The organism is Paraglaciecola marina, assembly GCF_004360155.1.
In the GTDB taxonomy this organism is placed as follows: domain Bacteria; phylum Pseudomonadota; class Gammaproteobacteria; order Enterobacterales; family Alteromonadaceae; genus Paraglaciecola; species Paraglaciecola marina.
This window is the reverse complement of sequence record NZ_SAIS01000011.1, coordinates 41547-54519: the sequence shown is the minus strand read 5'-3', so window position 1 is coordinate 54519 and position 12973 is coordinate 41547. Positions and strand designations below refer to the sequence as shown.

Genomic DNA, 12973 nt, shown 5'->3' with positions numbered 1-12973 from the left:
TGTTTTTATTGGTTGTTTACGGTAGACCAGTAAGGGGCGATAGTAAATCACCTTTATTTAACCCTTGAGATTAATTGATGTTTACCATTGTTCCTTCACTACAAGATGAATATGTAGCTTTAGAGCCCATGACACTGAAACATATCGACCCCTTATATAAGACTGGACAAGCTTCTTCTATCTGGGAGTGGACAAGTCATCACTATTGTAAATCCGAGCAGGCTACAAAAACCTGGGTAGAGAAGTGTTTATCAAACAAAAAACTCGGCGTACAAATTCCATTTGTGGTTATAGACAAGTGCCAAAACCAAGTGGTGGGCTCGAGTAGCTTTTTGAATATCGTTAAAGAGCATAAAACCATTGAGATTGGGTATACCTTTTTAAACCCTCGCGTACAGAAAAGTCACGTCAACCGGAGCTGTAAATTACTAATGTTAACCTATGCTTTTGAGGTTTTTGAGGTGAATCGAGTCGCCTTCCAAACGCACCAAAAAAACCAACAATCTAGGACTGCTATTTTGGGAGTTGGCGCTAAATTTGAAGGGATACTCAGGTGCGCGCGTATTCAACAAGATGGTAGTATTCGTAATAGCGCGATTTACAGTATTATTAAATCAGACTGGCCTGCGGTTAAGGCCGATTTACAAGCTAAGTTAACTTTTGCACATAATAAAAGGAATAAAAATGTTTGCTCCTAAGTCATTTGCAATGGGCAATCTAGCTACAATGCAACAATTTATTGATGAATTTGGTTTTGGTATTTTAGTTTCGGATGACTCTAGTTGTGTGACTGAAAGTAGGTTGCAGGCGAGTCATTTACCATTTTTATTAAAGTCTGATGAAGGTGAAATGGGGAGCCTTTATAGCCATTGCGCTAGAGCTAATCCTCAATGGAAAGTTCTTGATAAAGCGAATGTTTTAATTACTTTTAGCGGCCCCCACAGTTATATTTCACCAAGTTGGTATCAGGCGCGACCAGCTGTTCCAACCTGGAATTATGCAGCGGTGCATGTATACGGTTGTGTCGAGTTGACTTCTAAAAAACAGACTGTAAAGGCAATCACCGCTCTGGTTCAAAAATACGAACCTGGTTTGCTAGATAATCAAGAAGTCGTTTCTGAACACTTTGTTGATAAACTACTGGCTGGTATTGTTGGCTTTAAAATTAAGATACAAAAAGTTGAAGGTGTGCAAAAATTAGGGCAACAGCGAAATATATCTGATCAACTTGGGGTGTTCCATGGGTTATCAAGGTCTGATCGCTTTGATAGTCTTGCACTGGCAAATTATATGAGTAAGTCTAATCTTGGGATTGGAAATTTAAAGTAGAAATGGCGTTAGGAGCGGCTATGGATATTAAGTTTCGTAAGTTAATTGAGTTAGGGGCAGGGAAGTTTGAACACCTTGATAGTGATTTAATTACTCATCTTGAAAGTACCCGATGTCTATTGAAAGAATGGAATGCTGATTTAGCCCTGCAACAAGCAGGGTTTTATTATGTCGCTTATTTAGAAAATGAACTTAATAACAGTCTAATAGAGGCTGATTTGAGAACTAGCGTAAAAGAAATTGTAGGTAGTGAGGTAGAAAACATTATTTATTATTTTAGTATTTGGGATAAAACGCATTCTTTTAAGCAGCAATTAGCTACCGGTGACTTTGTTTTTTATAATAAAAATAGTGGCAAAGCGGAATCAATACCCCATTTCACTTTGTGTCAACTTTGTGAGCTATTTGTGGCAATTGAGCTTGATAGCGTCTTTGAAGGGGCAAATTATGCATCTATAGATAAAAGCGTTGCGAATGATTTCCTTGTTACATTACAGCCATTTTTAAGTGTCCCTGCTAACCGAAAACTTAAACTAGCTAAGTCTTATTAAGGTATTGCAATATACATTGTTGGTATTTTTATATTCAGGGACTTGCATTAACAATAATAGAAACCGTAATTGTATATAGGGTTCCAGTTACTTAAAGGTACAATTTCTGTTTATGTTTAAAGAAGTAGTGGCACACATATAAGGCTTTGCTGTATTTTATATTAAATGATTAAAGGTGAGTGTGCTTTCCTATAATTTATTCTGTAAATAATGATACATTAAGCTGTCATTATCTGATTCAACTTACCACCATAATTAAAAAAGCTTCATCAAAATAAGGTTCTAGCATGCATTGGTATTCAATTCTCCCTCCCCTAATAGCTATAGTTATCGTTTTTTGGCGTAAAGAGGTCATTCTGGCGCTAGTTATGGCAATACTCAGTGCTGAATGGCTATTGGCTTTTCAAAATGGTTCTGAGGTCTTGTTTTCGGGGTCAATTGCGTCAATCGAAAGAGTCATCGAAATTGTTACCTCTGGAGGCAATAGCCGAATTCTACTGTTTAGCTTGTTGATTGGTGCCCTGTTAGCATATATGCGTAATTCAGGCGGTGTAACCGCCACAGTAGAGTTATTGATTAACAAAGGCGTTGCAAAGAGTAAAAGACAAGTTGGTTTGTTAACTATGTTTACGGGCATAGTGGTTTTTATTGAATCAAACTTAAGTGTTCTAGCTTCGGGGATTTTAGCCCGTGGGTTGTTTGACAAGTTTAAGATGAGTCGGGCTAGACTTGCTTATGTAATTGATAGTACCAGTGCACCTATTTGTATTTTAATTTTGTTAAATGGGTGGGGGGCTTTCATTCTTGGTTTATTGAGTAATTATGAAATGGAGCAAAGTGCGGTATCAGTATTATGGGGAACCATCCCGTTTAACTTTTACGCAATTATTGCTCTGGTAGTAGTGCTGTATACAATTTTGGCCGACAAGGTACATGGTCCACTTAAAGAAGCAGATAAAGAATTAGTTCAATTAGAAGGTGAGCAAGGCCAAATTACTGGGACTAAAGCCCGGTTTATGCTGTTACCGCTTCTAAGTATGATATTTGGAATGATTGGTTTTATGCTTTGGACTGGTGATGGCGTTTTAGCCAATGGTAGTGGCAGCAAATCAGTACTTTATGCCACAGTGTTTGCTTGTTTTGTTGCATATATTTTATTGTTGACCTCTAAGCAAAACACCCACAAAGAGTTAGTTGATACAGGCTTCAAAGGTATGGGGGAGATTCTACCTTTAGTTACTATCGTCTTATTTTCACTGACATTAGGTGCAAGTTTAAAAGAGTTGGGAACTGGGGTATTTGTTGCTGGGTTAGTGGGTGATTATTTACCCCTTAGTTTGGTGGTTCCTGTGTTATTTTTAGCAGGCGCTGTTATGTCTTTTACTACGGGGACATCTTGGGGAACCTTCGCAATTCTTATTCCTATTGGTGTACCTCTTATTGAAACATTAGGCTTACCTCCTTCATTTGTTATTGCCGCTATATTAGGAGGTGGTGTATTTGGGGATCACTGTTCGCCAATATCTGATACCACAGCTGTATCATCTATTGCGTCTGGCTGTGATTTATTGACGCATGTCCGAACGCAAATGCCTTATGCCTTATTTGGTGGAGCATTGACTTTCATCGGGTACTTTGTTGTCAGTTTGATGATTATTTAAGCTAGATGGGGGCCACTAGCTAGCGGTCTATTACTTAACAATAAAGACACAAGCGATTTTAGAATAAATGTAGACAGGGTAATGCAGTTTCGAATGCCTATGAGTTTAATTTAACAACTAAAATAGTTGTTAACTCTTCAGGGGGTACTCATCAACTTTTAACTGAAAATCAAATCTAACTCAACGGATGCACGACTCCAATTTGATTCGCGAACTGTAAGAGATCGAGTATAATAGCGAAATAGTAGGTTTCGGAGATATGTTGGTTATTAAACCAAAAAGAACGCAGTAGCCCCGAGATAAAAGTTCGTGGTGAAGCACTGTTCTCTTATCCAAGAGTAATAAAGTGACAAACTATTGGTTGTTGGGTAACAAGCCATTTTTATTGGCAGGTTTTTCAATTCAGTTGAAATAAGCTGATAATGTTTGTTTTATTTATAATCGTATATATATGAGGTTACTTTGATCAGATTTGCAAAGATCATAACTTTGGGTTTGCTTTCAATGCAATTGCCATTCAGCGTGTTCGCTGATGATCTTGACGATTTTATAAAAGAGGTGCATGTCTCCACATTTGATTGCCCATCTGATAGCTCTATAACTAGAGTTGATAATTATTTAAAGGACATCAATACTTCTATTGAACAATCCATTAAATTGAAAGTTCATAAAGCTCACTGGTTAATTTGTGTAGGCAATAGTGATGCAGCACAACGACTAATTGCTAGTTTGTTAGCTAATAAGAGTTTAAGTGAGTCTTCTGAAAGTTATGCCAGTATTCATTATCAGCTAGGGTTTATTTTTGATGTAAATGATGACCCTAGAAAGTGTGAGTATTATCGAAAATCTGAACAGTTAGCTAAAGATAAGTTTAGCGATATTTATCTTAGTTCTCAATTAGGTTTAATAACTGAATGTGGAAAAGACAAGCAAGACTTTGGTGTTAAATTAGGCCTACTTTTCTCCTTACTTGAGTCCTATTCCAAGCAAAATGACAAAAAAGCGTTGGCACATATTCACAATAATATTGGTTTACTATATAGCTCAATTGGGCAGCGAGTCTTAGCTGCTGAAGAATACGAGAAAAGTTATCGCTTAGGCCTGTCAGTTTACGAAGAAAAAAACCAACTTGCTCCTCTCATAAGTATTATTTCAGCTTTAACGGGCAGTGGTGATTTTGATAATGCAAAGCGAATGATAGATGAGCTCGGAGAAGGCAACCTGAAAGTGAATACGCCATTGACTAATAGTTGGTATCACTTTGCTTTAAGTCGTCATTATTATGTGACTGAAAATTATATAGAAATGAAAAAAAGTTTAAGAACTTGGCAAGCGTTCTTAACTCAAATTTCTAACAAAGAGATGGCTAAGTTATATGAATGGTATGCCACAGCATTATGTTTAAATGAAGGGAATAAAGAATGTGTCAAGGCGTTTCTAGATAAACAACAAGATTCTAAAACCGCCATGTCTGGGAGGTTTGCAAAACAAGAAAGATATTTAAGGTTTTTAGTTAAAGCTCATTTATTTATGGGGAATTTAGAAGCCGCTGGGGATAGTTTTGATAAATACGTAGATATTACAGTAGAGAAAATGCAACAACAGCAAGCTTCGGGAAGGGTGTTAGGGGTTGCTAATTTACATAATAAAATTACTGGTCTTGAAACGAATATTGAAGAGTTTGAAAGAAAACGCTGGCAGGCTGTTTTTAGTCTTCTAGGGATTACTTTGTGTTTCGCGTTACTGGCATATTGGACTGTAGGTAGAGCTTATTTAAGAAAATTAGGCTCGGATCCAGCTACTGGCCTTTTGAACGAACAAGCAGTTTTATCCAAAATTCGGAAAATAAAGTCAACAAATAGTGAGCGAGTAAATGCTCTAGCATTGATTAATGTTAGTAATTTATGTGATATACAAAGCCAATATGGCACTACTGAGTCAGACCTCTTGATTACGCAATTGGCTAGCTGTTTAAAACACGCAACTAGAGATTTGGATATTGTAGGTAGAGTGAGTGCTGATCAATTTATTGTGTGTATTCAAGATATTCAAGAGTCAATTGCAAAAGATTCCTTTAACCGAATTGAAAGCGCGTTGTCAAAAATTGCCGTAGTTACTAAAAATCGTCACAATATAGAGCCCAATATAGTGATGCATGTTTATAATGCCAATACTGGATTGTCAGATGTAGATGAGGTGATATCAGAAATTAGAGAAAACCGTAACAAAGCTACGTAAAGTGCTTAAAATATTGGATAAGTGAGTGAAGCTGTTACTACCCCTTAAGTTTTATGATGCCTCAGGACGAATATTACCTTCGCTGGGTCTATATCTGTGTTTGTTATATTTAAGTCGTAGCTTTTTAATATTTATTGCTTCTTTATCGGGTCGTGACAGCGGTTATACTCTATTACGAATATTTTTTCCTGAAACTAACCTTCTTTATATAAGCCTTGCTATTGGACTACCTGCTTTGGCAGTGCTTGTTATTGTAGGTTTTAGAGAAAAGATTTGGGGCAACAATAGAACTTGGCTGTTTGGGTTTATTAGACCTTGTATGACGATATCAATATTAGGGGATTTAAGCTTCAATCTGATGTTAGCAAAATTCAATCATTGGCAATTTTCTTGGGCTATATCATTCACGACCTTAATTGGGGTCTTATGTTTGTATTTTGTAATTAAAGATAACCATATTAGATTGATGTTGGCTGATTGGAGAAAAGGGTAAAAACTAATTTACAACATCAATCTAAAACTCCTAAATTATTGTAAGTTATTAGCTACGGCTTCATCGAAATAATTTTTAATGCTTATGTTACTGTCATTGACTAAACGTTGGTAACAAACTCCTGCAAATGCGTAGCTGCTGCCTGCATAACTAAGGACGACGTAAGGTGCATCTGGGTTAGACTCATCATAGGTCCAATCTCCACCAATTTTTTCTTTAAATATTTCCCCAACATAGGCCCCATAAATATTGCAAATGGTGAAAACAGCATTTTCTTCCAAAGCTTGGTCTTTATAGCGGCCTAACCATGCTAAAATGACATCATCAACTAAATTAATACTCTCTTCTGAAAAGTCTAAGGTAAGCTTAAATTCTTCTTGGGTCGTCGTTACCGCATTTTGAGCACTATCTAACATTAACTTGGCAAGCTCGGCTGATGTCATTTGCATAATATTTGTCCATTAAATTTATTGTATTCGTTATTGTGTGGTTTATTCGCTAATTTGTCGATGATAAATAATGACTGGTATTGTTTAGCCTTACTTATGTATTAGCCTTAGACTTTTTATCAATTAATTTTTCTATCAACCTAGCTGTTGCAACAAACCCAAAAGTAGCGGTGACCACCACTGCAGCACCAAAGCCATTATTACAGTCTAATTTAACACTGCCATCATTTAGGTTTTTTTGTTTACACACATTACCATCGGGTTGGGGGTAATGAAGTTGCTCTTTAGAGTACACACAGTCAATAGCAAACCGGCGTTTTGGGTTAGTTGAAAAGTTATAAAACCGTCTTAATTCAGAGCGTAATTTTGCTGCCAGCGGATCTTGAATTGTTTTACTCAAGTCAGTTACGGCAATTTGTGTAGGGTCTATCTGCCCCCCAGCCGCACCTATGGTGATAATTGGGATTTTGTTACGTTTACAAAACGCAATCATTGCAGCTTTAGCTTTTATACTATCAGTCGCATCGACGACATAATCATAGTTTGTTGTAATCAATTCAGAAACGTTTTCGGGCGTCACAAAATCTTCGATAGTATTAACTTGGCAAAGAGGATTTATTAGCTTAATGCGCTTCGCCATGACATCAACTTTCGCTGAACCAACCGTATTTGTATCTGCATGAATTTGTCTATTCGTATTGGTAACACAGATATCGTCCAAATCTATCAAAGTTATTTTGCCTATGGCTGTTCTTGCAAGTGATTCTGCCACCCATGAGCCTACACCGCCGACGCCAACTACGCACACATGGGCTTGGTGTAAAATATTAGTACCTTCGACGCCATATACTCGCTGAGTGCCACCAAAACGATTGGGGTCAAACGCTTGATTGTTAACAAGTTGTTTTGAATTTTGCATAAATACTCTTTTATTCTTAACGCTTAGATATTCTACCAGTGCAGTAGAGAAAATTGTTAACGTTAATTTGTCAGTTCTTTATTGAATATGTAGGTAAGCTTTAATACTATTAGTGTTTACTGAATTAGCAGCCACTTCTTGTCTGTCAATATTGGATCAATCAAAAGGAAAGTTAAATGAAACCTGTTGTTTTAGCTGGCGGTAGTGGAAGTCGTTTATGGCCAAAATCAAGAGCTGCATTACCTAAGCAATTTTTGCGATTAACAAGTGACTTAACTATGTTGCAAGATACCATTGAAAGGTTATCTGGCAGTGATGCTGAGCAGCCAATTGTTATTTGTAATGATGCCCACCGATTTTTAGTGGCTGAGCAATTACGTCAACAAGACATCGCACATGGTGGAATTTTATTAGAACCAATGGGGCGCAATACTGCACCTGCTATTGCATTAGCGGCGTTGCATGCATTAAAAAATGACGAAGATCCAGTTTTATTGATTTTAGCTGCTGACCATTTAATAAATGATGCGCCAGAGTTTCATAGGGCAATTAAACAGGCTGAGTTACTAGCTAGCCAAGGCAAGCTCGTAACCTTTGGAATCGTGCCTGATTCTGCTCATACTGGATATGGCTACATAAAGAGAGGAGCTGGTGTAGAAGCGGTTGAGGTTGGCTTTGATGTAGCAAGTTTTGTAGAAAAGCCTGACTTGGCTACCGCACAACAGTATGTTGATTCTGGTGAGTATTATTGGAATAGTGGCATGTTTATGTTCAAAGCAAGTCGTTATTTAGAAGAGCTTGAGAAGTACGCTCCTGAAATGTTAACTATATGCAAAAAAGCCATTGCCACAGAAGCCCCCGATCTAGAATTTGTCCGAGTAGATGCTGATGTATTTGCAGATTGTCCTGATGACTCAATTGATTATGCGGTAATGGAAAAAACAGACTCTGCCTGTGTAGTGCCGCTAGATGCAGGTTGGAGTGATGTGGGTAGTTGGTCCTCTTTATGGGAAACTGCTAAAGAAAAAGACGAAAACAATAATGTTGTTATCGGTGATGCAATCTTAGACGGCGTGAGTAATAGCTATGTTAATTCTGAACAACGCCTTATTTCTGTAGTGGGTTTAGATAATGTTGTTGTTGTTGAAACTAAAGACGCTGTGCTCGTATCTCATAAAGATAAAGTTCAAGATATTAAGAATGTAGTTAATAAACTTAAAGCTGAAAGTCGCCCAGAATGGCAATTCCATCGTGAAGTATTTAGACCATGGGGAAGTTATGACTCAATCGATAACGGTGAGCGTTTCCAAGTTAAACGTATTACCGTTAAGCCTGGCGAGAAATTATCAGTGCAGATGCATCACCACAGAGCAGAGCATTGGATTGTGGTATCTGGTACCGCTAAAGTAACAAATGGTGAAGAAACTTTACTATTATCAGAAAACCAATCTACTTATATTCCTGTAGGTGTAGTTCATGCTTTAGAAAACCCTGGACGTATCCCTTTAGAGTTAATTGAAGTGCAATCAGGAACCTATTTAGGTGAAGATGACATAGTGCGTTTTTCAGACCGCTATGGCCGCGTGGCAGCTAAGTAAACTTTAAGACTCTATTAAATTTTAAAAGATAAAGGGAAAGTATGAAAATTACCTGTTTTAAAGCTTATGACATTCGCGGAAAATTGATTGAGCAACTTGATGAAAATGTTGCTTACAGAATTGGCAGGGCTTTTGCTGAGCAAATGAAAGCTAAAACTGTAGTGGTTGGGGGAGATGTTCGATTAACCTCTGAACCTTTGAAACTAGCTTTATCTGCGGGTTTGATTGATGGTGGTGCCATTGTCACAGATTTAGGAATGACAGGTACTGAAGAGATTTATTTTGCTACCAAACACTTAGGTATGGATGGTGGTATTGAAGTAACTGCCAGTCATAATCCAATTGATTATAACGGTATGAAGTTAGTTAAAACTGATTCTAAACCTGTTAGTGGTGATACAGGACTATTTGCTATTCGCGACTTAGCCGAGACCTACGACAACGAAGAAGTACTCGCTAGGTTAGGTTTTTATGCGAATACAATGGTGACAGAAGAAGCATTTATATCTGGGAAAAGCTCCGTTGAAATCGATAAGTTAAAAGCTTCAAATCAATATAAAGTTATTAGCAATATGGCTGCATATGTTGAACATATTTTATCTTATATTGACCTGAAAAATATAACGCCTCTTAAATTGGTTGTTAATGCCGGTAACGGTGCTGCTGGTGATGCATTAGATGCTATTCAAAGTGCATTAGATAATGCGAATGTCCCCATTGAATTTATAAAAGTTCATCATACTCCCGATGGTTCATTTCCAAATGGTATTCCTAATCCACTTTTACCTGAAAGTCGTGCAGATACCGCAAATGCTGTTAAAGATAGCGGTGCTGATATGGGGATTGCTTGGGATGGAGACTTTGATCGTTGTTTCTTGTTTGATGAAACAGGCGAGTTCGTTGAAGGTTATTATATAGTTGGCTTACTAGCCAAGGCATTTTTAGATAAAGACCCTGGGTCTAAAATTATTTATGACCCTAGAGTCTATTGGAATACTGAAGATATAGTGACCTCAGCTGGTGGCGTGCCCATTAAGAGTAAAACAGGCCATGCCTTTATTAAAGAGCGGATGCGAGCTGATGACGCTGTTTATGGTGGAGAAATGAGTGCTCATCACTACTTCAGAGATTTTGCTTATTGTGACTCTGGCATGATCCCATGGTTGTTAGTGGCAGAGTTGTTATGTACCACTAAAAAGCCTTTGTCACAGTTAGTGAAAGAGCGTATTGCTGCGTTCCCATCTTCAGGTGAGATTAATAGCACTCTGGCTGATCCTGATGCATCTATCAAGTCGGTGTTAGATAAATATGAATCACAGGCTACAGTTATAGATTATACCGATGGTATTGGGTTGGAGTTTGGTACATGGCGCTTTAATTTACGTAAGTCTAATACCGAGCCTGTCGTTAGATTAAATGTAGAATCTAAAGGTGATATTGCATTAATGGAAGAAAAAACAGCTGAGTTATTAGCTTTGCTAAAGTAGATAACAATTTTTTAAAACAATTGTTTAGGTAAAAGCCCAGTGGCATCTACTGGGCTTTTTTATTGCTCAAACATAAAAGAGGTTTTAATACTAAATCAGAGGGGAAAAAGGTGGTTGGAGAAACAAATTTAGAGAAGCTTTTAAGGTCTATGTCTCCAAAATTATTGCCTGAGGAATACGTGTTTTGTTCAGTAGAAGGGCGCTATGGAGACTTTCAAGAATTAAATCCGTTAGCTGTTTATCAAGAGTCAGAAGGCTTAACTTTAGTTCTATTGGCTAAAACTGCGAAAGCTAACAAACTACCATTTGAATCTGTATTTAAAGGGATAACGCTAACTGTACATTCGAGCTTAGATGCTGTCGGCTTGACGGCTGCAGTGGCGACTAAACTTGCTGAAAAAGGCATAAGCGCAAATGTTATTGCAGCGTATTACCATGATCATATTTTTGTCCAGGCAGAAAAAGCTGAATTAGCTATGGCTGCATTAGGTGAGCTTACTGCTTAATCGATTTATTTAGCCCATTTAAGGTATAAACGAAAAAGCCCGCTCAATATAAGTATAAGCGGGCTTTTAGTTGGTTTCATCGTAGCCGTTTTTTTATACTAAATATTATTTTACTTCTTCGCCCGCTGCCTGTTTATCAGCATGGTAACTTGAGCGAACCATAGGACCACATGCTGCGTGGGTAAAGCCTAAGTCTTTTGCTATAGCGTCTAACTCGTTAAACTCATCAGGGTGCACATAACGCTTTAAAGGGAAGTGGTGTTTACTAGGCTGTAAATATTGACCCAGAGTTAACATCTCAACATTGTGGGAGCGTAAGTCTTTTAAAACTTCAGCTATTTCGTGTTTATCTTCTCCCATTCCCATCATTAACCCGGATTTAGTTGGAATGTCTGGGTGCTGCTCTTTAAATTTTTTGAGTAGGTCTAATGACCACTGATAGTTAGCGCCAGGTCGGCACTCACGATAAAGGCGAGGAATGGTTTCGAGGTTATGGTTGAATACGTCAGGTGGACCTTTCTTTAAAATCTCTAAAGCTCTATCCATACGGCCTCTAAAATCTGGTACAAGTACTTCAATTTTAGTTGCTGGGCTATGCTCACGAATAGCGCTAATACAATCCACAAAGTGCTGGGCACCGCCATCGCGTAAGTCATCCCGGTCTACAGAGGTGATAACTACATATTTTAGTTTCATTTCAGCTATGGTGGTGGCTAACTTAATTGGCTCTTCTGCGCTTGGAGGCAAAGGTTTACCATGAGCTACATCACAAAATGGACAGCGCCTAGTACATATATCACCTAAAATCATAAATGTGGCAGTACCATGGTTAAAACATTCTGCTAAGTTAGGACAACTTGCTTCTTCACAAACTGAATGCAATTTATTTTTACGTAAGGTTTTTTTGATATGGTCAATTTTATCTGTACTACTAGGTAGACGAATTTTGATCCACTCGGGTTTACGTAACATTTCAGCCTTTTCGGTCGGCATGATAGTAATTGGAATGTGTTTTACTTTTTCGTCGTCCCGAAGTTTTACTCCGGCAACTGGGCGAGCATTAGTCATCAAAACCTTCTCTAAATGTTTTTGTATTTATACCTAATAACGAACATAAATGATTTGTTATCTTAGCTCCAGCCTCATTCAGTGAGGTTGGTCCATTTAATGTGGCGCAATCTATCATTTCTAGTCCAGCATAGCCGCAAGGGTTGATACGTTTAAATGGACTTAAATCCATATTTACATTCAACGCTAAGCCATGAAACGAGCAACCCTTACGGATACGCAATCCGATGGAGCAGATTTTTTTATGGTCTACGTAAACACCTGGGGCATCTGCTTTGGGGTAGGCTGATATCTTATATTCTTTAAGAGTCTCAACGACACACTCCTCAAGGGCTGTCACTAAATGTCTGACCCCTAATTTATTACGTTTCATGTTAATGAGTACGTACAGCATTTGCTGGCCCGGACCATGGTAAGTAACCTGACCACCTCGATCAACTTGAACTACAGGTATATCTCCGGGCAACAACAGGTGCTCTTCTTTACCAGCTTGACCTTGAGTGAATACAGGCTCATGTTCTACTAACCAAATTTCGTCAGCACTATTAGCATCTCTATTGTTAGTGAAATCTTGCATGGCCTGCCAAATAGGCATGTAAGGCTGTCGGCCTAACTGCCTAACTATCAAGCTACTTTTAATTACCTCACTCATTTCAACTAACTTTCTAATAACA

The 12973-nt window shown here is 38.0% G+C and carries 13 protein-coding genes; 9 read left to right on the top strand and 4 right to left on the bottom strand.

All coding sequences use genetic code 11. From position 1 onward, the window contains the following. Positions 1 to 77: 77 nt before the first annotated feature. From EOK74_RS15320 to EOK74_RS15295, 6 genes are all read left to right on the top strand, one after another. Positions 78 to 698 (top strand): GNAT family N-acetyltransferase, encoded by a 621-nt coding sequence (locus EOK74_RS15320; RefSeq protein WP_133470910.1) that lies wholly within the window; start codon positions 78 to 80, stop codon positions 696 to 698. Beyond that, positions 685 to 1329 (top strand): FMN-binding negative transcriptional regulator, encoded by a 645-nt coding sequence (locus EOK74_RS15315; RefSeq protein WP_133470909.1) that lies wholly within the window; start codon positions 685 to 687, stop codon positions 1327 to 1329. Before EOK74_RS15320 ends, EOK74_RS15315 begins: the two co-directional genes overlap by 14 nt. A gap of 20 nt (positions 1330 to 1349) precedes the next feature. Next, positions 1350 to 1880, top strand: coding sequence for a DUF6817 domain-containing protein (locus EOK74_RS15310; RefSeq protein ID WP_133470908.1), 531 nt, complete (start codon positions 1350 to 1352; stop codon positions 1878 to 1880). A gap of 287 nt (positions 1881 to 2167) precedes the next feature. Beyond that, complete coding sequence (locus EOK74_RS15305) at positions 2168 to 3541, top strand: Na+/H+ antiporter NhaC family protein (RefSeq protein ID WP_133470907.1); 1374 nt, start codon at positions 2168 to 2170, stop codon at positions 3539 to 3541. A 504-nt stretch (positions 3542 to 4045) separates the two neighbouring features. Further along, a complete protein-coding gene (locus EOK74_RS15300; protein ID WP_133470906.1) occupies positions 4046 to 5779 on the top strand; it encodes a diguanylate cyclase domain-containing protein in 1734 nt (577 codons plus the stop codon). Positions 5780 to 5804: 25 nt separating this feature from the next. Next, on the top strand, positions 5805 to 6272 hold the full coding sequence (locus tag EOK74_RS15295; protein ID WP_133470905.1) for a DUF2919 family protein: 468 nt from the start codon (positions 5805 to 5807) through the stop codon (positions 6270 to 6272). A gap of 35 nt (positions 6273 to 6307) precedes the next feature. Here the strand turns inward: EOK74_RS15295 and EOK74_RS15290 are convergent, their stop codons facing one another. Together EOK74_RS15290 and tcdA are read right to left on the bottom strand one after the other, a co-directional pair. After that, complete coding sequence (locus EOK74_RS15290; RefSeq protein WP_133470904.1) at positions 6308 to 6721, bottom strand: hypothetical protein; 414 nt, start codon at positions 6719 to 6721, stop codon at positions 6308 to 6310. A gap of 94 nt (positions 6722 to 6815) precedes the next feature. Further along, positions 6816 to 7640, bottom strand: coding sequence for a tRNA cyclic N6-threonylcarbamoyladenosine(37) synthase TcdA (gene tcdA / locus EOK74_RS15285; protein ID WP_133470903.1), 825 nt, complete (start codon positions 7638 to 7640; stop codon positions 6816 to 6818). Between the two features lie 176 nt (positions 7641 to 7816). Here tcdA and EOK74_RS15280 point away from each other — a divergent pair, with 176 nt between their 5' ends. From EOK74_RS15280 to EOK74_RS15270, 3 genes are all read left to right on the top strand, one after another. Next, positions 7817 to 9238 (top strand): mannose-1-phosphate guanylyltransferase/mannose-6-phosphate isomerase, encoded by a 1422-nt coding sequence (locus EOK74_RS15280; protein WP_133470902.1) that lies wholly within the window; start codon positions 7817 to 7819, stop codon positions 9236 to 9238. Between the two features lie 41 nt (positions 9239 to 9279). Then, entirely contained in the window at positions 9280 to 10725 is a 1446-nt protein-coding gene (locus EOK74_RS15275; protein WP_133470901.1) for a phosphohexomutase domain-containing protein, read from the top strand. A 110-nt stretch (positions 10726 to 10835) separates the two neighbouring features. After that, positions 10836 to 11231 (top strand): ACT domain-containing protein, encoded by a 396-nt coding sequence (locus EOK74_RS15270; RefSeq protein WP_133470900.1) that lies wholly within the window; start codon positions 10836 to 10838, stop codon positions 11229 to 11231. Positions 11232 to 11336: 105 nt separating this feature from the next. Here the strand turns inward: EOK74_RS15270 and lipA are convergent, their stop codons facing one another. Both lipA and lipB read right to left on the bottom strand, forming a co-directional pair. After that, a complete protein-coding gene (gene lipA / locus EOK74_RS15265) occupies positions 11337 to 12299 on the bottom strand; it encodes a lipoyl synthase (protein ID WP_133470899.1) in 963 nt (320 codons plus the stop codon). After that, positions 12292 to 12951, bottom strand: coding sequence for a lipoyl(octanoyl) transferase LipB (lipB, locus tag EOK74_RS15260; protein ID WP_133470898.1), 660 nt, complete (start codon positions 12949 to 12951; stop codon positions 12292 to 12294). The genes lipA and lipB overlap by 8 nt, the downstream gene beginning before the upstream one ends. Positions 12952 to 12973: the final 22 nt, after the last annotated feature.

What these genes read in the sequence shown, in the direction of transcription:
- EOK74_RS15310 (WP_133470908.1), top strand. Translation starts at nt 1,350, where the DNA reads ATGGATATTAAGTTTCGTAAGTTAATTGAGTTAGGGGCAGGGAAGTTT.
- EOK74_RS15275 (WP_133470901.1), top strand. Translation starts at nt 9,280, where the DNA reads ATGAAAATTACCTGTTTTAAAGCTTATGACATTCGCGGAAAATTGATT.
- tcdA (WP_133470903.1), bottom strand. Translation starts at nt 7,640, where the DNA reads ATGCAAAATTCAAAACAACTTGTTAACAATCAAGCGTTTGACCCCAAT.
- EOK74_RS15280 (WP_133470902.1), top strand. Translation starts at nt 7,817, where the DNA reads ATGAAACCTGTTGTTTTAGCTGGCGGTAGTGGAAGTCGTTTATGGCCA.
- EOK74_RS15290 (WP_133470904.1), bottom strand. Translation starts at nt 6,721, where the DNA reads ATGCAAATGACATCAGCCGAGCTTGCCAAGTTAATGTTAGATAGTGCT.
- lipA (WP_133470899.1), bottom strand. Translation starts at nt 12,299, where the DNA reads ATGACTAATGCTCGCCCAGTTGCCGGAGTAAAACTTCGGGACGACGAA.
- EOK74_RS15305 (WP_133470907.1), top strand. Translation starts at nt 2,168, where the DNA reads ATGCATTGGTATTCAATTCTCCCTCCCCTAATAGCTATAGTTATCGTT.
- EOK74_RS15320 (WP_133470910.1), top strand. Translation starts at nt 78, where the DNA reads ATGTTTACCATTGTTCCTTCACTACAAGATGAATATGTAGCTTTAGAG.
- EOK74_RS15300 (WP_133470906.1), top strand. Translation starts at nt 4,046, where the DNA reads ATGCAATTGCCATTCAGCGTGTTCGCTGATGATCTTGACGATTTTATA.
- lipB (WP_133470898.1), bottom strand. Translation starts at nt 12,951, where the DNA reads ATGAGTGAGGTAATTAAAAGTAGCTTGATAGTTAGGCAGTTAGGCCGA.
- EOK74_RS15315 (WP_133470909.1), top strand. Translation starts at nt 685, where the DNA reads ATGTTTGCTCCTAAGTCATTTGCAATGGGCAATCTAGCTACAATGCAA.